Below are 22595 nucleotides of genomic sequence, written 5' to 3'. Positions count from 1 at the left end.
ATTTTCTAATGCTGGACATTTTAAACACATAGGAACATAGAAATAAAAAATCAATAAAAAGGGTATTCTAAAAAACTAGTTTTTACACATAGCTATGCGTTTATATTTTAAATAAAATGTCTTGATCTCAAAGTAAAATCTATGTCTCTATGTGTTTAAAGGATTATCAGCTTAATAAATAAAATTTAAAAAATGACAACTAATAAATCCACATCGTTGTTTGAAAGTAAGCAAGTAAAAGAAGCCTTAGTGCAGTCTTTTGTGAAGCTGAATCCAAAAATGATGATCAAAAATCCGGTAATGTTTACCGTTGAAATAGGAACTGCCATTATGTTTGCTGTTTGTGTTTCCATTTTACTTGGAGCACAGGATCAGGGTAGTTTTATCTATAATTTAATTGTGTTTTTAATTTTACTGATAACACTTTTGTTTGCCAATTTTGCTGAGGCTATTGCCGAAGCCAGAGGAAAAGCACAAGCGGATAGTTTAAGAAAAACACGTGAAGAAACTCCGGCAAGACAAATTTTGCCTAACGGAGAAATCAAAAACATCAGTTCATCTGAATTGAAAAAAGGTGATATTTTCGTTTGTGAATCAGGTGATTTAATTGCAACTGATGGTGAAATTATCGAAGGTCTGGCTACCATTGACGAAAGTGCCATTACTGGAGAAAGTGCTCCTGTAATTCGGGAAGCTGGTGGGGATAAATCATCTGTAACCGGAGGAACAAAAGTATTGTCTGATAAGATTAAAGTAATCGTAACCTCAGAGCCTGGCGAAAGCTTTCTGGATAAAATGATTGCTTTGGTTGAAGGTGCAAGCCGTCAGAAAACACCAAATGAAATTGCATTAACCATTTTATTAGCCGCATTTACTTTAATCTTCGTGATTGTGTGCGTTACGCTAAAACCGTTTGCCGACTATGCCAATGCACCCATCACGATTGCGGCTTTTATTGCGCTATTCGTTTGTTTGATTCCAACTACAATTGGTGGTTTACTTTCTGCGATTGGTATTGCGGGAATGGACAGAGCGTTGCGTGCTAACGTGATTACAAAATCCGGAAAAGCGGTTGAAACTGCCGGAGATATTGATGTATTGCTTTTGGATAAAACCGGAACAATCACCATTGGAAACAGAAAAGCAACAAATTTCTATCCTGCAAAAGGTGTTACTGAAGAGGATTTTATAAAGTCTGCTGTGTTAAGTTCACTAGCAGATGACACTCCGGAAGGAAAAAGTATCGTGGAACTGGCAGGTGCCGAAACTGCCAGTAAATTATCTATTGTAGGTGCTACTTTAATAAAATTTACTGCTGAAACCAGAACTTCCGGAGTTGTTTTAAAAGACGGAACCAACATTAGAAAAGGTGCTCAGGATGCTGCAAAAAATATTGCCCAACAAGCCGGAAATTCTTTTCCTGATGATATTGCTCAAAAAGTAATTGATATTTCGTCTAAAGGAGGAACACCATTGGTTGTAATTAAAAACAATCAGGTTCAGGGTGTTATCGAATTACAGGATATCATTAAAACGGGAATGAAAGAACGTTTTGACCGATTGAGAAAAATGGGCGTAAAAACAGTGATGGTTACCGGAGATAATCCGCTTACGGCAAAGTTTATTGCTGAAGCTGCCGGTGTTGATGATTTTATTGCCGAAGCAAAACCTGAGGATAAAATGAACTACATCAAAAACGAACAAAACCTGGGTAAACTTGTTGCCATGATGGGTGACGGAACGAACGATGCTCCTGCCCTTGCGCAAGCGAATGTGGGTGTTGCAATGAACAGCGGAACTCAGGCTGCGAAAGAAGCCGGAAACATGGTCGATCTTGACAATGACCCAACGAAATTAATTGAGATTATTGAAATTGGTAAACAGCTTTTAATGACTCGGGGAACTTTAACTACTTTTTCTATTGCAAATGACGTTGCGAAATATTTTGCTATTGTTCCTGCTCTTTTTATTACTGCGATTCCTGCGCTTGAAGGCTTAAATATCATGCGTTTGCATAGTCCTGAAAGTGCCATTTTATCAGCTGTAATTTTTAATGCGATTATCATTCCGATATTGATTCCGCTTGCTTTGAGAGGTGTTGATTATAAACCAATTGGCGCAAGTGCCATTCTAAAAAGAAACCTGTTGATTTATGGTTTGGGCGGATTGATTGTCCCTTTTATCGGAATTAAATTAATTGACTTGCTTGTTGCACTTTTTATTTAAGGTTCTGAGATGTTAAGACTCTAAGATACTAAGGTTTTTTCTTAGAGTCGCAAAATTCAGGAACTTTCAAAAATTCAAATTAAAAACATAGACTTTAGATTGCTAATCTTCTCAGAAAAAATTTAGAACCTTAGCAACTTAGTCCCTTAGAATCTCAAAAAAATGAAAACTATATTTTCACTCTTAAAACTTACACTGCTTACTTTAGTTCTGTTTGCAGTCATTTATCCTCTTGCGATTTACGGAATTGCACAATTTACTCCAAATCACGGAAAAGGAGAAACTATTTCGGTTAACGGAAAGGTGGTTGGATACCAAAAAATAGGTCAGAAATTCGATAAGCCAAATTATTTCTGGGGAAGACCTTCGGCTGTGGATTACAATGCTGCCGGAAGTGCCGGAAGTAATAAAGGACCAAGTAATGCTGAATATCTGGCTTTGGTTCAAAAAAGAATTGATACGTTTTTAGTAGCTCATCCGTATTTGAAAAAATCGGAGATCCCATCAGATATGGTGACTGCTTCCGGAAGTGGACTGGATCCGAATATTTCTCCACAAGGCGCTTTGATTCAGGTGAAACGTGTTGCCAAAGAAAGAAAATTATCTGAAGATAAAGTAAAAGCTTTGGTTGAAGCAAACATCAATACACCAAAAGTTATGGGAACTCCAACTGTAAATGTATTGGAATTGAATGTGGCTTTGGATGCGCTTCGCTAGAAAAGGTTCTGAGGTTCTGAGCCGCTAAGGTTCTAAGACACTGAGGTTCCAAGTTTTCTATGCGTATTCTTGTCATTTCGACGAAGGAGAAATCTTCGTTGCAAGATCGACACAGATTGACATTCTTTGCGGAGCTACTTGCGAAGATTTCTCCTTCGTCGAAATGACAAAACTAGCCGTTGAATCAAAAACGTAAAAAATTAAATACCTACAAGGTTTTGAAAACCTTGCAGGAAACGAAAACGCCTTTTTTACCCCAAATGCCCTAGCCCCGATAGTAGTGAAAATCCTTTTGTGCCGGGGTTCGGCACAAAAGATTGAAACGGATAGCGGGAAATAGCTCCTAAAAAATCTACTTAATAAATAACCTTATGAGGATGAGATTAGCTTACGCTCAGTTCGCTGACGCTCGAGTGCTTCGTTCCTCGCAATGACTAACAAAATGAAAAAAATAATACTTACCGCTTTAATCGTTTTTGGTTTTAGCAATTTACATGCTCAGGAAGAAACAAAAAGCCCGTTTACGTTTTCGGGATATATAGATACTTATTATAGTTATGATTTTGGAAAACCGGATAATCATACACGCCCAAACTTTTTTTACAATTATAATAAGAGTAATGAAGTGAATATTAATTTAGGTATGGCAAAAGTGAATTACAACAAAGGCAATGTTCGTGGGAATTTTGCGTTAATGGCCGGAACTTACGCCGAATATAATATGGCGGCTGAACAAGGTTTATTGAAAAATGTATACGAAGCGAATGTGGGTGTAAAGATTTCGCAAAGTCACAATTTATGGATCGATGCGGGAATCATGCCGGCACATATAGGTTTTGAAAGTGCAATTGGAAAAGATTGCCAGACTTTGACCCGAAGCATTCTGGCCGAAAACTCTCCTTATTATGAAACGGGAGTAAAAATTGGTTACACCTCTGAGTCCGGAGCATGGTATTTGGCAGGAATGTATTTGAACGGTTGGCAGCGTATTGAGAAAGTAAAAGGGAATCAAACACCAGCTTTTGGAACCCAGATTACTTACAAACCATCAAACAAAGTGGTTTTGAACTGGAGTACTTATATTGGAAACGAGCAACCGGATATTGACAAAAAATGGCGTTACTTTAATAACTTTTACGGACAATTTAAAATAACGGAAAAAACAAACGTAACAGCTGGTTTTGATGTTGGTTCGCAACAGTCGGCTAAAAACAGTACTAAATACGATACCTGGTTTTCGCCAGTTGTTATTCTGCAATACAAACCAACTGATAAAATTCAGCTTGCAGCACGTGGCGAATATTATAGTGACGAAAAAGGAGTGATTATTACAACAGGAACTCCAAATGGTTTTAAAACTTACGGATTTTCAGCTAACTTTGATTACTTAGTTACTGATAATGTAATGTTTAGATTAGAGGCTAGAAATCTTTCGAGTAAAGATGAAATATTTACAAAAGACAATCTCCCAACGGATACAAATACGTTTGTAACGACTTCGCTGGCAATTAGCTTCTAGGATTCATTTGTCACGAATTCACGAATTATTTTAAATAAAAATGTGAATTCGTGGCTAAAAAAACTTTACGCCTTAGCGCCTTAGTGGCAAAAAAACATGAAAGAAGAAAAAGAAAATAATGCACAGCACTTTCTCGATTTAATTCAGAAATCACGAAAAGGAAAGTTTAAAGTCTATATTGGTATGAGCGCCGGTGTGGGTAAAACGTACCGGATGCTGCAAGAAGCTCATTCGTTACTGAAGAACGGAATTGACGTGAAAATTGGTTACATCGAAACACATATGCGAAAGGAAACGCATGAACTTTTATCTGGTTTGCCCGTAATTCCGCGGCGAACCATTTTCTATAAAGGAAAAGAGCTGGAAGAACTCGATGTACAGGCCATTATCAATCTTAGACCCGAAGTGGTCATTGTTGATGAATTGGCGCACACGAATGTTGAAGGAAGTAAAAATGAAAAACGCTGGCAGGATGTTCTGGAAATTCTGGAAGCGGGAATCAATGTGATTTCGGCAGTGAATATTCAGCATATTGAGAGTTTGAATGAAGATGTAAAACGCATTACCGGAATTGATGTTCAGGAGCGTATTCCCGATAATGTTTTGCGATTGGCAGATGAAGTGGTGAATATCGATTTGACTTCTGAAGATTTGATTGCACGTTTGAAAGAAGGAAAAATTTATACTCCGGATAAAATTCAGACGGCGTTGACTAATTTTTTTAAATCGGAACAAATTCTGCAATTGCGCGAACTGGCTTTAAAGGAAGTGGCAAGTCAGGTGGTTCGCAAAGTAGAAAATGAGGTACCTAATTTGCATGCATTACGACACGAAAAACTACTCGCCTGTATTAGCAGTAATGATAAAACCGCCAAAATTGTGATTAGAAAAGCAGCACGTCTGGCAAGTTATTATAATGGATCCTGGTATCTTTTGTATGTAGAAACACCTAAAGAAAGCAGTACGAGAATTGCATTAGACAAACAAAGACATTTGATTAATAACTTTAAACTGGCAGTACAATTGGGCGCAGAAGTTATTAAACTTGAAAATCCGAATATTGCAAATGCTATTTTGACAACTGTAGAAGAAAAACAAATTACAACTGTTTGTATCGGAAAACCTCATTTGAATTTATTTAAAGTAATTTTGTCTACAACGATTTTCAGACGATTATTAAATAGTTTGTCTTTATCGAATGTAGACCTTGTTATTTTATCTTAAATGTGAAATGTTTTATGTAAAATGTGAGATGTTTTTGTGAAATACCTTTTACATTTCACGATTAACTTTTTACTATAAAAAACAAATTATGAGAATTAAAACTAAATTGAATCTGGGAGTTGGATTATTATTTTTAATGATTATCATACTTTCATTAGTGAGCGGGTATTCTGTTTTTTTGATAAAAGCAGACACGGAGAATATTCTGAAAGCAAATTATAATACGCTTGAGTATTCCAGAAATATGATTTTGTCTTTGGACGAAATTAAAATGAGCAATGATGATAAGATTCATGTTTTTAAAGAGTATCTGCAAAAGCAAACGCAGAATGTTACTGAACCGGGAGAGAAAGAAGCAACAGCCAGTCTCGAAAAAAGCTTTGCAGTTTTAGAAAAAAATGGTTCTAATGAAGCAATAAAAACACAAATCAGACAGGACATTTTCTCGATAATGAAACTCAATCTCGATGCCATAAAACAGAAAAGTGATATTGCTAAACATACCGCCGAAACTGCCAATTTATGGATTGCGATCGTGGGGACTTTATGTTTTTTAATCGCTTTTAATTTACTGGTTAACCTGCCCAATAATATTGCTAATCCAATAAAAGAATTAACACTGAGTATTAAGGAAATTGCTAATAAAAACTATTCGGAACGAGTACATTTTACCAATCATAACGAATATGGAGATTTAGCAAAATCGTTCAATACAATGGCACAGAAACTTCAGGAATACAACGATAGTAATTTATACAAACTCTTCTTTGAAAAGAAACGACTGGAAACTTTAATCAATAATATGCATGATCCTATTATTGGTCTGGACCATGAAGGAATTGTTTTGTTTGCTAATGATGAAGCGTTAAAAATTATTGGTCTTAAACTGGAAGATGTTATTGGTAAATCAGCTTCAGATTTGGCTTTATCGAATGATTTGATTCGTTCTTTGATTTTAAAACAAGATACTGATTCTCCAAAAAAACAGCCTCTTAAAATTTATGCTCACGGAAAAGAAAGCTATTTCGAAAAAGAAATTCTGAACATTACCATAATCCCAACGGGAGAAGAGAAAGAAATCAATATTGGTGATGTAATCATTCTTCGAAATATTACACTTTTTAAAGAACTGGATTTTGCTAAAACTAATTTTATTGCTACAGTTTCACATGAATTAAAAACGCCAATTGCTTCTATAAAACTTAGTCTTCAATTGCTTGAAAATACCAAAACGGGCGACATGAACGACGATCAGAAACAATTGGTTGAAAGTATTAAAGATGACAGTCAGCGGTTATTGAAAATTACAGGAGAATTGCTTAATCTGTCTCAATTAGAAACCGGAAATATTCAGCTGAATATTGAAAAAAGTAATCCGCATGAAATTGTAAATTATGCTGTTGAGGCTGTAAAAGTTCAGGCTGATCAAAAGCAAATTAAGCTTTTAATTGATACTGACGAAAACCTTCAGGACGTGAAAGCCGACAGTGAAAAAACGGGCTGGGTTTTGATTAATTATTTATCGAATGCCATTCGGTATTCTTCTGAAAAAAGCACGATTACCATCAAATTAAAAAAAGAAAATAATCAAATCGTATTTCAGGTTATCGACACCGGAAAAGGAATTGATACTCGATATAAAGACAGGGTTTTTGATAAATATTTTCAGGTTCCGGGAAGTCAAAAATCCGGAACGGGATTGGGATTAGCAATTAGCAAAGAATTTATAGAAGCTCAAAACGGAAGCGTTGGCGTAGAAAGTAATTTAGGATTAGGAAGTGCGTTTTGGTTTTCGTTGAAGGTTTAAAACTTTTTCGCCAGGAATTCACGAATTATTTTAAATTAAAATTCGTGAATTCCTGGCGAAAAAATTATGTATTTGAAGTATTATTTTTAATCTCCATCACTTCTCTTTTTACTTCAAGAAGCAATTCTTTCATACTCTCAGTTTCAGATAAAGTTTGTTTTTTATCTGATCGGCCAATGTTGCATTCGTATTCCCAAATCTCCAAAATATCAGAAGCTTTCACTTCATAATTTGGATAAAAACTATTATCTGATTCTAAAACCAATGTGTTCTTTTTGTTTTTATTGAGACGTTTGTATACCATACCTTCACTTTTGGTAATCAGGATGTAAGTTCTTCCATCCATCACCTCTCCCAGCCTTTCTACGTAACGTCCAATAATAATGGATCCATCTTCGTGTGGTGGCATCGAATCTCCTTCTACAGGAAAACCTCTATGCTTGCCCGGACCTAAAAACGGAAGCGAAACCTGCTGTAAACTTTCGATATATTCGGGATCAGCATATCCGTTTAGATAACCTGCTTTTGCTTTTTGAGATACAATTTCGATATAATTTTCGCCAAAATTATCTACCTGAATAGGTAAAATAAGTCGGTTGCCTTCGAGTTTTATTAAATTTTCGATGTTTATTTTTCGAATATCTACCGACAATAACAAATCGATACTTGTATGAAAAAACAAGGCGATTTTCTTTAAAATGTCGTACGGTGCTTCCGAAGTTCCGTCTTCGTATTTCACGTATCTTCCTCTTGTAATGCTAAGGTTTCCAGCTAATTTCTCCTGCGATATTTTATGCTTAACCCTTAATGCTCTGATGTTGTCTGAAAATAAGGACATAATTAATTTGTTATAATTTGGAACAGCAAATATACGAAAAAATGTTATCAACTGTACTAATTTTGCTTTATACAAAAAAACATTTTTTTGAAGGAATCATGAAATTGAGAAATATAAATACCACACAATCAATAGAATTATACATTCCCGATGTAAGTTCTGAAGTTAAACTGCCTTTTTTTGACGTTGGTATCAGCGCAGGTTTTCCTTCGCCTGCTGATGACTTTATCGAACTATCGATTGATCTCAACAAAGAATTCATCAAACATAAATACACTACTTATTTTGCCCGGGTAAAAGGACATTCTATGAAAAATGCCGGTATCAACGATGGCGATTTATTAATTATTGATAAAAGCCTGGAACCGCAAAATAATAAAATTGCGGTTTGCCAAATCGATGGTGAATTTACCGTAAAACGTATTAAAATAGAAAAAGACATCATCTGGCTTATTGCCGAAAATGAAGATTATCAGCCTATAAAAGTAACTCCGGAAAACAATTTTGTGATCTGGGGAATTGTAATTCACAGTATTAAATCCTTTTAAGTTTATTGTTAGTCTGAGCGAAGTTGAAGACCTTTTATACAATGGAGCCTTCCAACTTCGCTCAGGGTGACAAAATAGAAATAAAAAACACGTTTAGAAATGTTTGCTTTAGTCGATTGTAACAATTTTTATGCTTCTTGTCAAAGAGTATTTGAGCCAAGTTTAAGAGGAAAACCTATCGTTATTCTCTCTAACAATGATGGCTGTGTTATTTCGCGTTCTGATGAAGCTAAAGCGCTGGGCATACCAATGGCTATTCCTGCTTTTAAGTATGAAGCTATTTTTAAAGAAAAAAACATTTTTGTCTATTCTTCTAATTATCCGCTATACGGTGATATGAGCAATCGGGTCATGAACCTGCTTCAGACTTATACTCCCGAAATCGAAATTTACAGTATCGATGAAGCTTTTCTAAAATTTTCAGGTTATGATTTATTTGATCTGAATGCACTGGGTTTAAAAATGCGAAAAGAAGTCACTCAAGGAACAGGTATTCCTGTCAGCATAGGTTTTGCGCCTACCAAAGCTTTGGCTAAAATGGCGAATAAAATTGCCCGAAAATTTGCAGATCGTACACAAGGTGTTTATTGTATGGACTCTGAAGAAAAAAGAATTAAAGCATTAAAGTGGAGTAAAATTGAAGACGTTTGGGGAATTGGAAGAAAACATGCCAAGCGGCTTAAATTAAAAAAAATCAACACGGCTTATGAGTTTACCCAACTTCCGGATGCCTGGGTAAGAAAAGAAATGTCTGTCGTTGGACTTCGGTTAAAACATGAATTAGAAGGAAAACCAACCTTAGACTTAGAAGAAGCCGCAGACCGTAAAATGATTGCCACGACGAGATCTTTCGAAAAAAGATATACTACTTATGAAGAAATCTCAGAACGAATCAGCACGTTTACAGCTTCCTGTGCTGAAAAATTAAGACGTCAGGAGTGTCACTGTAATATGGTAACTGTTTTTATACAGACTAGTTTTCTAAAGAATGAGCCATCGCACTATTCACGTAGTATTACCATTACTACTGATTTTCCGACCAATTCGACAATAGAACTTAATGAGGCTGCGCAAAAAGGATTTAAAGCTATTTTTAAAAAAGGATATCGCTATAAAAAAGCTGGCGTAATTGTAATGGGCTTAACGCCAAATAGTGAAACACAGCTTAATTTATTCGAAACTTCAAATCCTAAACATCAGCCTCTAATGAGGGCAATTGATCAAATGAACAGGAGTTACGGTAATAATAAAATTAAATTCGGTGTGCAGTCTTTGGGACGGCAATGGAAAATGAAGCAGAACAGATTATCTCCCAAGTTTTCTACTGTACTCAAAGATGTTATTACAGTTAAAGTTTAAATATAAACAACAGAAAAACAATCGGTTTTACGTTATATAAAGATGAAAAATACGGAATACGCTATAGTCGATATTGAAACCACGGGTGGTAATGCCAGTGGCAGCCGCATTACAGAAATTGCCATTATCATTCATGATGGTAAAAATGTTATTGACCGCTATGAAACACTTGTAAATCCTGAAAAAGACATACCACTCTCTATTTTTGGCTTAACGGGTATCAATAACGAAATGGTTGCTCATGCGCCTATTTTCGATGATATTTCAGAAAAAGTATTAGAGATGCTTACAGATCGTGTTTTTGTGGCTCATAATGTCAACTTCGATTATTCATTTGTTCATCATCAGCTGGAACAGGCTGGCTTTAAATGGACAGCAAGAAAATTGTGTACCGTTCGTGCGGCAAGAAAAATCAAACCGGGATTAGGTTCTTACAGTTTAGGCAATCTTTGCAATTCCTTAAATATATCTTTAGAAAACAGGCATCGTGCCGGCGGAGATGCAGACGCAACAGCTATATTGTTTTCTTTATTACTGGAATGGGATGATGCAGGAGAAATCGACAAAATGATCAAAAAAACAGCACAAGATCAGCGTTTACCGCCCAATTTACCTCCTGATGATTTTAATAATTTACCTGAAAAACCAGGCGTATATTATTTTTATAATCAGGCAAAAAAGGTGATTTATGTTGGTAAAGCCATTAACATAAAAAAACGTGTGGCTTCTCATTTTAGCGGTAATAATATTAATCCTCAAAGACAACATTTTTTAAGAGACATTTACGGAATTTCCTTTGAGATTTGTGCAACCGAACTAATGGCGCTTTTGCTGGAATGCACAGAAATTAAAAAGCTTTGGCCAACCTACAATAGGGCATTAAAGCGTTTTGAACCCAAATTTGGGCTTTATCAATATGAGGCAAGAAGCGGTTATAAATATCTGGCTATTGGAAAAGTAAGCAAATTTCAAGTTTGCATTCATGAATTTAACAGTCAATATGATGGTATTAATTTACTGCGAAGCCTGGCTGAAAAGTTTGAAATTGATCATCGTTTCTGTAAATATACCAAATCTGAAGAGGGAGATTTTTTTCAAAATGATATTAAAGATTTACCCGATGTTTCGCTTCATAATGAGCAAGTTGACAATGCTATTGATTTTTTATTAAATAACAGGCCGAGTTTTGCGATTATAGATAAAGGAAGATCTAAAGATGAACGCAGTTGTATCTGGATCCAAAACGGACATTTTTATGGTATGGGATATATTCCGTCTGATGCTTCGATTCATGATCCATCAGAAGTAAAAAATTATGTTACGGCTTATAAAGGCAATCAATACATGGTACATTTGATTTTTGCTTTTGCAGAAAAATATCCGGGTAAAGTATTCTTTAATAAACAATATTAAATAAAAAATAGAGCTGTAAAAAATAAAGTTATGACACTATTTAACGACACCGAATTATTTACCGCAGGTTTGGGAGGAAAAAAGATATTTGACATTCCGGATTCTGAATTGATTTTGATCGATAATTTTTTCACAAAAGAAGAATCTGATCGTTTTTATGACAGAATACTTCACAAAACCAAATGGCGAGAATATGAAATGGAAATTTACGATAAAACTTATACTGTTCCCCGAATGATTTCCTGGTATGAAGACAAAGATAATCCGGGTGCAGATCCAAAAGGTCCTGACTGGACTTATGAATTGTTAATGATCAGAAGCCGTGTAGAGAAAGAAACCCAACTTGATTTTAATAGTCTGCTTTTAAATTTATATCGAAACGGAAATGATGGTGTAGGCTGGCATAGTGACAAAGAACATAATACCGGACCAAATCCTGTTATTGCTTCGGTAACTTTTGGAGAAACCAGAATGTTTAAACTTCGTCATAAATACAGTAAGGAGATTCCGCAAATTGAAATTCCGTTGCATCACGGTTCTTTTTTATTAATGGCAGGAACAACTAATAGTTTCTGGCAACATCAGGTTCCTAAAACAGCACGAAATGTTTTACCTAGAATCAACTTAACATTCAGGCAAGTTAAACGGAGAGAATGATTTATTGAAAACTTAAAAATAACATCATTTTTTTAACTCAACAGCGATAAGGAAAATTCTGTCGAAAAAAGTTAAATTACTGATTGTATGCACCTTTTATTAGGCAGACCCTTTCTTTTTTACTACTTTTGCAACCCTTTTTTAAATTACAATATTATAATGGCTTATTCAAACAATGATTTAATGCGTTTCCTGGATGCGCAAAATAAACTATATCTTACTGCTTTTTCTGAAATTAAAAAAGGAAAAAAAGAAACGCATTGGATGTGGTTCATTTTTCCTCAAATAAAAGGATTGGGTACTAGTGATACTTCAAATCTTTATGCGATTGCCGATCTAAAAGAAGCTTCAGAATTTTTGCAACATCCTATTTTAGGGAAGCATCTTATAGAAATTTCAGAACTGTTATTAACCTTTAGAAGAAAATCAGCTGATGGAATTTTTGGAGATTTAGATGCCCGAAAACTACGTTCGTCTATGACACTTTTTTCGATGGCAGAAAATACCAATCCAATATTTCAGGAAGTATTAGAGGCGTTTTTCTCTGGAGAATCAGATCCACTTACTATATCTATTATTAATTCGACTATAAAATCATCTGTTGAGCCTGCTGTTGTATAACAACCTCAATAGATTATTTGGTATCAAAAAGACACTGTTGTAAGCAGTGTCTTTTTTTTATGTTAACTTCTTAAAAATATCTATTCTTCTTTTGGTTTTGTTAAGTAGTAAACCGGAATTCCGGTTACCATAATTAATACTCCCCAGCCACAAGTTGAGAATTTTGTAATTAACAATGAAACGCAAATTGCTGCTGCAGTAATGATGTATAACATTGGTAAAAACGGATATCCAAATGCTTTATAAGGTCTTTCGACATTCGGCATTTTTTTACGCAGAATAAAGATTCCGTAAATTGTCAGAATATAGAAAATCAGAACGATGATGATTACGAAATCCAGTAAATCTCCATATTTTCCTGTTAGACATAAGGCCGAAGCCCAGATACATTGTGCCCAAAGTGCCCATGCCGGAACACTTGAACTATTTAAAACAGAAGCTTTTTTAAAGAATAATCCATCATTTGCCATGGTATAATAAACTCTGGCCCCTGCCATAATTAATCCGTTGTTACAGGCAAAAGTCGAAATCATAATCATGATTGCGATAATAAGTGTTCCTATGTTTCCAAAAATATATTGTGAAGCCACAACTGCTACCCTGTCTGATTTTGCTGTTGCTATTTCGTCAAGCGGAATTACAGCTAAATACATAATATTGGTTAATACATAAATTATCGTCACGATAAAAGTTCCAAGAAATAAACTGAAACCTACATTACGTTTTGGATTTTTAATTTCTCCGGCAATAAAAGTAACACCATTCCAGGCATCACTGGAAAATAATGAGCCTACCATTGCTGCTGAGATTCCGGTAATTAAAGCTGTTCCGCCAATTGGTAACCATGATCCGGTTTCTTTATTAAACAAACGTGTATTCCAGGCATCTGCCCAGTTTGCATCCCAAACAGAAGCTTTTGCTGCAAGCGTTAACCCAAAGACAATCAACCCAAGTAATGATAAAATTTTGATAATCGTTAAAACCGTTTGAAGAATTTTACTGTTCTTAACACCTCTACTGTTTATATATGTTAACAAAACAATTGTAAAAATCGAAACAAGCTGTGCTGCATTAAGTTTAAAAGCACCTAATTCGAAAAGTATATTTTCATCGCTAAAAGGTTCGTATAAATAAGCCGCGAATTTTGAAAAAGCGACTCCAACTGCTGCAATTGTTCCGGTTTGAATTACTGCAAAAAAGCTCCATCCATACAAAAAGGCAATTAATTTATTGTATGCTTCTTTTAAATACACATACTGTCCTCCTGCTTTGGGAAACATTGCACTCAGCTCGCCGTAACTTACTGCGGCTATAATTGTAATTAGTCCTGATATTAGCCAAATCAATGTTAGCCATCCTGCAGATCCTACTTGTCTGGCGATATCAGCACTTACAATAAATATCCCGGATCCAATCATAGAACCTACTACAAGCATAGTTCCGTCTAATAATCCGAGTTCTCTTTTAAAATTTTCCTGGTCGTTTTCTTGCATTTTTTTTTGGTTTTTGGGTTGGTTAAAGATATACTTTTTTCTGAAATTTTAGATTTTAGATAACAAATTTTAGATTATTTGCTTTATGAATTAGAATTCCTCAACTAAAATTCAAATTTGAAGACCTTAATTAAATCCCAATCCAGGTCTTTTAAAACAAGATCATATATTATTTTAGAATTCAAAAACTATATTCTATAACTTTAACAGCAGTAAAACTTCATTACAATCAATGATAAATCAACAAGAAGAAATAATAAATAAGATTGCTCAAAACAAATTAGATTTTAATCTTGGTATACAGCAATTATTAGAACATCCTGAATATAATTTTGAGAGATTTCATCTCATTATAACATTTTTCATTTTTAATGCTATTCCAAATAAAACAGATTATAATTCAGAAACGTATCAAAACGCCATAAGTACAATTCCATTAAAGCCAACCTGTACTTCTATAGTACTTCTAAAAAGATTCCCTACAAAAATAGCATTCAACAAATTAGTTGAACTTCCGGAAAACGAACATATAAAAATATTAATTTCTTTGGTTTGGATTTTTAAAATATTAGACACTGAAAGACGGAACACTGAATGTAAAAATGGCTGTGGGCATTTCTGGCATGAATCTTAATTAAAGAATACCTCATCAATAACATTTTTCTATTACCAAATCATTCTATTGAAAGTAAGGTTTTCTCTCAAAATCACTCTTTTTCAAGTTAAACAAAAAAGTATATTCTCAACGGTTGTTTTAGCTAAGTAAATCCATCAAGCTTCAATTTATAAGCAAAAAACAAGTAATAAATAACTGATTAACAAATACTTATGAATCATTTAAATTTTAAAAAGAAAAAAGAAACTATAGGTAAATACATGCTCTTTTTTTATTAAATTTGATACAGGTGTCTATAAGTCATAAAATACTGAACAATTTAATTAACAATTGTTTATCATTTATACAGTAAAAAAATCGCTCCCAAACGTTTTTTTATAACAGACACTCAGCCAAAGCGGACTTTTTAAGGCAGAAAATTAAGTTATTAACCTACAAATTGAAGAATTATGTCTAAAGGTCATTTTTTTAAGAATTTTCGTCTTCCTAATGTTTTTGTTTTATTGCTAATTGTTTTTATTTCCTGTGCTTTACTAATCTGCATCAATTTTTTTACTATTAAAATATTGTCTGCTAACAGAGCTTATGTTAATGGTGAATCTCACTATTCAAAAGGGCAAAAAGATGCTTCCCGTCATTTGATTACTTATTTATATACCAAAGAGCCTATTCAATGGAAATTGTACAATGAAGAACTTAAAGTTCCTCAGGGTGATGGTATTGCGCGTAGAACTCTTTTAAAAGCAGGTGATAATGAAGTTGCAAGACAAGGCTTTACCATCGGACGCAATCATAAAGACGATCTTGACGATCTTGTTTGGCTGTTTGTAAATTTTAAACAGATTTCTTTTCTGGCAAAAGCAATTCATGAATGGGAACAAGGTGATAATTTAATAAATGAGCTTTTTATTATTGGAACACAGATTAATGCAAAAATTCAACACAACGCACTGACAGCTTTAGATCAGCAAAAATATCTTAATCAAATTAGTAATATTAGCGACAAGCTTACTATTAACGAACGTAACTTTTCGAATACTCTGGGTGAGGGAACCCGAAAAATTAAAAGTCTTCTTATTATAACCAATATAATTTTTATCCTTATTATCATCTTAAGTGTCTGTTCTTACTATTCTATAATGGTAAAACGGCTACTTGTTTCTAAAAAAGAAATCGAAGTTAAAAATGAAGATCTATTACTCGTAAATCGCGAATTAGACCGTTTTGTTTATAGTGCCTCACATGATTTAAGATCTCCTATAACTTCATTAAAAGGTTTAATCGAAATTACACAACTGGAAGATGATATTGATCAGATAAAAGATTATTTGGGTTTAATGTATCAAAGTCTGGCAAAACAAGACCAATTTATTAACGACATCATCGATTATTCTAAAAACAAACGAAAACAAATTGTAATTGAACCTGTTAGTTTACAGGAATTATTCAATGAAGCCATTTCGCAGCTCATGCACATCGAAAATGCAAACAAGATAACTTTTAAACAGGAAGTATTGGTTGATCAGATTCAGAGTGATGGATTACGCTTAAAGATCATTATCAGTAATTTAATTTCGAATGCCATAAAATATGCTGACAATAGTAAACAGGAAATGTTTATTAGCATTAAAACTTATATCGCAGACGGTTCTCATAATATTGAAGTGGCTGATAACGGAATTGGAATTAATGAAGAGTTTAAAGATTCTATTTTTGAAATGTACTTTGGTACTAATAAAAATAAAGGCTCCGGACTTGGTCTTTATATTGTAAAAGAAGCTGTAGAAAATATTAAAGGTCAGATTTCTGTGGTTTCAGAAAGCAACATCGGAAGCAAGTTTACTGTAACTATACCTCACTCTCATGGAATTTAAAACTACATTTTTATTAATTGAAGACAATTTAATTGATCAGCTTATTATCAGGCAATTATTTAAGAAAGTGCTTCATGTTGATTCAATTGTAATTGCAAACAATGGTAAAGAAGGTATTGATTGGCTCATTACCAGGAAAAACCATGAATCTTTGATTATCCTGTTAGATATTCAAATGCCTGTTATGAATGGTTTTGAATTTTTGGATGCTTTTGATAAGCTTAAAAATGAAGTAAAAAAAGAAACTCAAATTTTTGTACTCTCCTCAACTTTAGATCCAAAAGAAATTGACTTAATAAACGGGAATAATTATGTAACCGGATTTTTAAACAAGCCTTTTCAGATTGAAGACTTTACTACTATAATTAGTTTAACTTCTAATTAATTATTCTAAAATTCGATTTACCTGAGAAAAAGACCTTTGATAATAAGGTTCTCTTGTTGAAGAAATCATTACTCCTCCATGGGTTGAAGAATGAACAAATTTAATTTCTCCGTCTGAAACTTCGACCACCATTCCAACATGGTTAATATGGCGTCTTCCGTTGGTTTTAAAGAAGATTAAATCTCCCTTTTGTGCTTCATCTGTACCTACTCTTGTACCAATTCTTGATTGTTCTATAGAGCTTCTTGGCAGCTTAATATCAAAATTATTAAAAGTACAGATCATTAATCCTGAGCAGTCAAAACCTGCTTTTGTTGTTCCTCCCGATCGATAACGTGTCCCTATATTCTCGGTTGCATTTACAATCAATTGATTAATTAAATCTGAATGATTGCTTACTCTGAATACTGAGGTTGAATCTTTTTTTACAGTTGATTCCTCGGCTACCTGAACAGTTGGCTCTGCAGAAGAAATAGTTTGCTCTGTTTTTAATGCCTGTAATGCATCTGCTTTTTCCTGAGAAACTTGTATTTTAAGTACCGAACCTACTTTTAACCTTTTTTTGATTGCTGGATTTTGCTTTTCTAATTCGGCAACCGTTATTCCAAATTCTTTTGCAATGGCGTATTTTGTTTCTTTCGATTGAACTTCCCGTGAAACTTCTACATTATTTTGAACTGGTGGCTGAGTGTTTTCAATTACTGGCGAAGAAGATGCAATGGCATTTGACGGAATATTGATTTGTTGCCCAATCTTTAAGCCTTCGGTTTCTAAAAGCGGGTTGGCTTTCTTTAAATCATCTACTGAAACATTGTATTTTTTTGAAATTCCCCAAAGAGTTTCTTTTGCTGAAACTTCATGTGTTCCCGGAGTTGATACTGATGTTGGTGGAGGGGTTGTGTTAACAATAACTTCTGTTTTTTTTGAAGTCCCTTTTTTATTACTATTAGGGATTAATAAAACTGAATTTAATTTTAAGACTTTAGGGGCATTAGGATTTGCTTCTGCAATATCTTTAGCTTTAACTCCGTATTTCTTAGCAATTACAGTAAGGTTTTCTCCTTTTGATATTTTATGTTTGATAAATTTTTCCTGAGAAAAAACACCAACACTAAAAAAAAACAATACTATAATTAATCTAAAAACCATACCTATTAAAGTTTAATGAATACTTTTTTAAGTTAAGACAATAATTCAAACTCAAAAGGAGCAAATATATTACCTAAAAAAGCGAATTTAACTTTTTAAAGTCGATAATACACCTTTTTTAACAACTAATTTACCTTGATTTAACAAGCTCGGCATAGAAATTGTGCCAACACTTTGAAATCCTGCTTTTTATACAAGAAGACATTTTTTGAACCAAAACTAATCTAAATCCGAAAATAGTGTGAAAAAATTACTTTTAATTTTAGCTTTTCTTCCTTTCTTTTCAATTGCTCAAACCATAAATGGTGTAATTGTTTCTCAGAAAAACAATCTTCCAATTGAAGATACTAACGTTTTTGCTGTATCTAGTAAAGTTGGAACCATAACGAATAAAAACGGTGAATTTACTTTAAAGCTTCTTCCAAAATACAATAATAACGAAATATTAGAATTCTCTCATATTGGTTATCTTACAACAAAAATTTCTCTGAGTGATTTATCACAGCAAAAGTTTAAAGTCTCGCTTAAAGAAGACATTGAAAATTTATCCGGAGTAACTGTTCCCGTCAACCAAAAGCTAACGTTAAAATCGAAACTTTCGTTCAAAAAACTTTCTCCTTTAAAATATCCCATTTTTGCATTTGGATCGTTTCTGAAGGATGGCAAAATCTATATTATTGGCGGAGACGGATCTCGTGAATCTGATCCATGGAAGAAACTCACTGCAGAAAAACCTGACCCTTCTTTAAAAGATCTTCAGGATGAACTGCGACAAAATTCTACACTTTTGCTTTATAAAGGTGATTTTTCTACTTATGATATTAAGACTGATAGTTGGGAAATTTCGCCTATAAAATTTGCAAAAAGAGCGTATCACAATGTTCATTTATACAACAATAGCATTTATGTATTAGGCGGAAAAAGAATCTCTGTAAACGGAAAATTTGAGTATTTGCAAGATAAGATTGAAGTTTTAGACCTTAACAGCAATACTATTAAAACAGACAATACAAATCCGCATCAGGCTTCTGATTTTGCTTCTTTCCTCTACAAGGATAATATTATTGTAATGGGTGGTTCTGTAAAAATGACGGAAAATGGCAAAAAAGATTTTACCAATAAGGTCCATTTATATAACCTTACTTCAGGATATTGGTATGAACTTGCCAATATGCCTACAGCAAAAGAAACTACCGGAATCACAATAAATGACAAAATTTATCTGATTGGAGGCACTAATGGAAACCCTGTATCAGAAATTGAAACTTTTGATTTAAACACACAAAAATGGCAAACAGAAGGCGAATTGTTTTCAGGAATAGAAAGACCTGCCATTGCTTATCATGATAGTATTCTTTATTTTTTTGAAGCCCGAAAAATGTATGTTTATAATCTAAACACGAAGCAATTGAAAGAATATGAAATTGAGTTACCATTAAAACATAGTGCCATGTATTTTGACAATGATAAATTATATATTTTAGGAGGGGTTAATGACAAAAACTATTCTAAAACTGCTTCTGCTGATGTTTTAAGTATTGACATTGAAGAATTTGAAACCACAAAACCTACCAGAACTAAAATTTTATCACAAGAAGTGAATACAGTAAAAACTAATGGATAATTTTCTTTTGAAAACAAATGCCTTAGCCCGGATGGAAGCGGCATCCTTTTTATTTTTTCTTTAAAAATAAAAAGATACAGCGAACAGCCGGATGAGCTTCTAATAAAAAAAACGCACTGTTTACACAGCGCGTTTTTTAGTATAATTGAATTTTAAAAGTTTAAGCTTTTCCGGCAGCAATTAAGTTTAGTGCAGAACCTGCAACAAACCAGCCAATCTGTCCTTCATTATAAGTATGGTTTGCCAGAATTATATCTTTAGTACCATCTGCGTGAACGAACTCTAATGTTAATGGTTTTCCTGGTGCAAACTCCGTTAAATCTAAGAAGTTGATGGTATCATCTTCCTGAATTTTATCGTAATCTGTTTCATTAGCGAAGGTTAATCCTAAAAGCCCTTGTTTTTTAAGGTTTGTTTCGTGAATACGAGCAAAAGACTTCACTAATACCGCTTTAACTCCTAAGAAACGTGGTTCCATAGCAGCGTGCTCACGAGAAGAACCTTCTCCGTAATTGTGATCTCCTACAACAATAGACGGAACTCCGGCAGCTTTGTATGTACGGGCAACAGCAGGAACGGCATCATATTGTCCTGTTAATTGATTTTTAACAGCGTTTGTTTTTTGGTTGTAAGCGTTTACTGCTCCAATCAACATATTATTCGAAATATTATCTAAATGTCCGCGGAAACGTAACCAAGGCCCAGCCATTGAAATATGGTCGGTTGTACATTTTCCGAAGGCTTTGATCAATAGTTTTGCGCCAGTAATATTTTTCCCGTCCCATGGATCAAACGGAGCTAATAACTGTAAACGTTCTGATGCAGGATTTACTACTACCTGAACACCTGAACCATCTGCAGCCGGAGCCTGAAATCCCGGATCTTCGGCATAGAAACCTTTAGCAGGAAGTTCGTCTCCTGTTGGAGCATCCAGCATTACTTCTTCTCCATCTTCGTTGATTAATTTATCTGTTAAGGGATTAAAGCCTAAATCACCAGCGATTGCCATTGCCGTTACTAATTCCGGAGAACCAACAAAAGCTAGCGTATTTGGGTTACCGTCTGCACGTTTAGAGAAGTTACGATTGAAGGAGTGAACAATTGTATTTCTTTCCTCTTTTTCTGCTCCTTCTCTATCCCACATACCAATACATGGTCCGCAGGCATTAGCAAAAACAGTTGCCCCAATTTTATGAAAGGTATCAATAAACCCATCTCTTTCAATAGTTGAACGAACTACTTCAGAACCCGGAGTAATCGTAAACTCGGCTTTTGTTTTTAAGTTTTTATCTGCAACTTGTCTTGCCAAAGAGGCTGCACGAGAGATATCTTCGTAAGAAGAGTTGGTACAAGAACCAATTAAACCAACCTGAATTTGTAATGGCCAGTTATTTTTGATTGCTTCTTCTTTCATTTTAGAAATTGGAGTAGCTAAATCAGGAGTAAAAGGACCGTTTAAATGCGGCTCTAATTCAGATAGGTTAATTTCGATTACCTGATCAAAATATTTTTCCGGGTCTGCATAAACTTCCGGATCTCCGGTTAAATACGGCGCAATTTTATCTGCAGCATCGGCTACATCTGCTCTGTTTGTAGAACGCAGGTAACGTCCCATTGAAGCATCATAACCAAAAGTTGAAGTAGTAGCACCAATTTCAGCTCCCATATTACAAATCGTACCTTTCCCTGTACAAGACATCGAAGTTGCGCCTTCTCCAAAATATTCCACGATAGCACCTGTACCACCTTTTACGGTCAAAATACCGGCAACTTTAAGAATAACATCTTTAGGAGCTGTCCATCCTGATAATTTACCAGTTAGTTTTACTCCAATTAATTTAGGAAATTTAAGTTCCCACGCCATTCCGGACATTACGTCCACTGCGTCAGCTCCACCAACTCCAATGGCAACCATTCCTAATCCTCCTGCATTTACAGTATGAGAATCTGTACCAATCATCATTCCGCCAGGGAAAGCGTAGTTTTCAAGTACTACCTGGTGAATGATTCCAGCTCCCGGTTTCCAGAAGCCTATTCCGTATTTATTAGAAACTGAAGACAGGAAGTCAAAAACTTCATTACTTTGTGTTTTTGCTCTGGCCAAATCAGTTGCAGCGTCTACTTTTGCCTGAATCAAGTGATCGCAGTGTACCGTTGTAGGAACTGCAACTTTAGACTTTCCTGCATGCATAAATTGCAATAATGCCATTTGAGCAGTCGCATCCTGACATGCAACACGGTCTGGTGCAAAATCAACATAATCAACTCCTCTTCCAAATGCCTTTGTTGGATTTCCATCCCAAAGGTGATTGTATAAAATTTTCTCTGTTAAGGTAAGTGGACGACCAACAATCTCGCGTGCTTTGTCAACACGGCCTGGCATGTTTTCGTACACTTTTTTAATCATTTCGATATCAAAAGCCATATTATAATTGTTTTTGTTTTTTTATTTTATTTAGAACATCACAAGTTACAAAAAATAGAGGAGCTATAAAAGAAAAAGCCCGAGTTTATCACTCGGGCTT

General features: G+C 34.5%; 18 protein-coding genes. 14 read left to right on the top strand and 4 right to left on the bottom strand.

What is annotated here, in order from left to right; all coding sequences use genetic code 11:
• Nucleotides 1–192 precede the first annotated feature (192 nt).
• The 5 genes from kdpB (at nt 193) to A4F88_RS23755 (ending at nt 7493) form a co-directional block, all read left to right on the top strand.
• Nucleotides 193–2226 (top strand): potassium-transporting ATPase subunit KdpB, encoded by a 2034-nt coding sequence (gene kdpB / locus A4F88_RS23775; protein WP_068845452.1) that lies wholly within the window; start codon nt 193–195, stop codon nt 2224–2226.
• Between the two features lie 162 nt (nt 2227–2388).
• The gene (locus A4F88_RS23770) at nt 2389–2943 is read left to right on the top strand and encodes a K(+)-transporting ATPase subunit C (RefSeq protein ID WP_068845443.1); all 555 of its coding nucleotides are present in this window, start codon (nt 2389–2391) and stop codon (nt 2941–2943) included.
• A gap of 442 nt (nt 2944–3385) precedes the next feature.
• On the top strand, nt 3386–4462 hold the full coding sequence (locus A4F88_RS23765) for a porin (protein ID WP_068845475.1): 1077 nt from the start codon (nt 3386–3388) through the stop codon (nt 4460–4462).
• Between the two features lie 96 nt (nt 4463–4558).
• Nucleotides 4559–5686: a histidine kinase gene (locus A4F88_RS23760; RefSeq protein ID WP_068845441.1), complete on the top strand. Its 1128-nt coding sequence runs from the start codon at nt 4559–4561 to the stop codon at nt 5684–5686.
• Between the two features lie 88 nt (nt 5687–5774).
• Nucleotides 5775–7493 carry an ATP-binding protein gene (locus A4F88_RS23755; RefSeq protein WP_068845439.1) on the top strand — a complete coding sequence of 573 codons (1719 nt, stop codon included), beginning with the start codon at nt 5775–5777 and terminating at the stop codon, nt 7491–7493.
• A gap of 64 nt (nt 7494–7557) precedes the next feature.
• Here A4F88_RS23755 and A4F88_RS23750 read toward each other — a convergent pair whose 3' ends face one another.
• Nucleotides 7558–8331: an XRE family transcriptional regulator gene (locus A4F88_RS23750; protein WP_068845473.1), complete on the bottom strand. Its 774-nt coding sequence runs from the start codon at nt 8329–8331 to the stop codon at nt 7558–7560.
• A 98-nt stretch (nt 8332–8429) separates the two neighbouring features.
• Between A4F88_RS23750 and A4F88_RS23745 the strand changes: the two genes are divergently transcribed.
• From A4F88_RS23745 to A4F88_RS23725, 5 genes are all read left to right on the top strand, one after another.
• Nucleotides 8430–8879 (top strand): LexA family protein, encoded by a 450-nt coding sequence (locus A4F88_RS23745; protein WP_143155086.1) that lies wholly within the window; start codon nt 8430–8432, stop codon nt 8877–8879.
• A gap of 99 nt (nt 8880–8978) precedes the next feature.
• Nucleotides 8979–10238 carry a Y-family DNA polymerase gene (locus tag A4F88_RS23740; protein ID WP_068845437.1) on the top strand — a complete coding sequence of 420 codons (1260 nt, stop codon included), beginning with the start codon at nt 8979–8981 and terminating at the stop codon, nt 10236–10238.
• A 42-nt stretch (nt 10239–10280) separates the two neighbouring features.
• Entirely contained in the window at nt 10281–11651 is a 1371-nt protein-coding gene (locus A4F88_RS23735) for an exonuclease domain-containing protein (RefSeq protein WP_068845435.1), read from the top strand.
• A gap of 30 nt (nt 11652–11681) precedes the next feature.
• On the top strand, nt 11682–12308 hold the full coding sequence (locus A4F88_RS23730) for an alpha-ketoglutarate-dependent dioxygenase AlkB family protein (RefSeq protein WP_068845434.1): 627 nt from the start codon (nt 11682–11684) through the stop codon (nt 12306–12308).
• A gap of 159 nt (nt 12309–12467) precedes the next feature.
• Nucleotides 12468–12929, top strand: coding sequence for a DUF1810 domain-containing protein (locus A4F88_RS23725; protein WP_068845433.1), 462 nt, complete (start codon nt 12468–12470; stop codon nt 12927–12929).
• Nucleotides 12930–13009: 80 nt separating this feature from the next.
• On the opposite strand, the gene A4F88_RS23720 is transcribed toward A4F88_RS23725, so the two are convergent.
• Nucleotides 13010–14422, bottom strand: coding sequence for an APC family permease (locus tag A4F88_RS23720; protein WP_068845432.1), 1413 nt, complete (start codon nt 14420–14422; stop codon nt 13010–13012).
• A gap of 232 nt (nt 14423–14654) precedes the next feature.
• On the opposite strand from A4F88_RS23720, the gene A4F88_RS23715 reads away from it, so the two are divergent.
• The 3 genes from A4F88_RS23715 to A4F88_RS23705 all read left to right on the top strand — a co-directional run bounded on the left by A4F88_RS23715 (nt 14655) and on the right by A4F88_RS23705 (nt 17297).
• Nucleotides 14655–15056 carry a DUF5958 family protein gene (locus A4F88_RS23715; RefSeq protein WP_068845431.1) on the top strand — a complete coding sequence of 134 codons (402 nt, stop codon included), beginning with the start codon at nt 14655–14657 and terminating at the stop codon, nt 15054–15056.
• A gap of 431 nt (nt 15057–15487) precedes the next feature.
• A complete protein-coding gene (locus A4F88_RS23710) occupies nt 15488–16912 on the top strand; it encodes a sensor histidine kinase (RefSeq protein ID WP_068845430.1) in 1425 nt (474 codons plus the stop codon).
• Nucleotides 16902–17297, top strand: coding sequence for a response regulator (locus A4F88_RS23705; protein ID WP_068845428.1), 396 nt, complete (start codon nt 16902–16904; stop codon nt 17295–17297). Before A4F88_RS23710 ends, A4F88_RS23705 begins: the two co-directional genes overlap by 11 nt.
• On the opposite strand, the gene A4F88_RS23700 is transcribed toward A4F88_RS23705, so the two are convergent.
• Nucleotides 17298–18446, bottom strand: a complete 1149-nt coding sequence (locus tag A4F88_RS23700) for a C40 family peptidase (protein ID WP_068845426.1) — start codon at nt 18444–18446, stop codon at nt 17298–17300.
• A 241-nt stretch (nt 18447–18687) separates the two neighbouring features.
• Here A4F88_RS23700 and A4F88_RS23695 point away from each other — a divergent pair, with 241 nt between their 5' ends.
• Nucleotides 18688–20070 carry a Kelch repeat-containing protein gene (locus tag A4F88_RS23695; protein WP_068845424.1) on the top strand — a complete coding sequence of 461 codons (1383 nt, stop codon included), beginning with the start codon at nt 18688–18690 and terminating at the stop codon, nt 20068–20070.
• A gap of 160 nt (nt 20071–20230) precedes the next feature.
• On the opposite strand, the gene A4F88_RS23690 is transcribed toward A4F88_RS23695, so the two are convergent.
• Nucleotides 20231–22495: an aconitate hydratase gene (locus tag A4F88_RS23690; protein WP_068845422.1), complete on the bottom strand. Its 2265-nt coding sequence runs from the start codon at nt 22493–22495 to the stop codon at nt 20231–20233.
• Nucleotides 22496–22595 lie beyond the last annotated feature (100 nt).

The sequence above is a fragment of the Flavobacterium chilense genome (assembly GCF_001602525.1).
GTDB lineage: Bacteria > Bacteroidota > Bacteroidia > Flavobacteriales > Flavobacteriaceae > Flavobacterium > Flavobacterium chilense.
The sequence above is the reverse complement of the archived record's forward strand: the minus strand, read 5'-3'. Positions and strand labels throughout refer to the sequence as shown.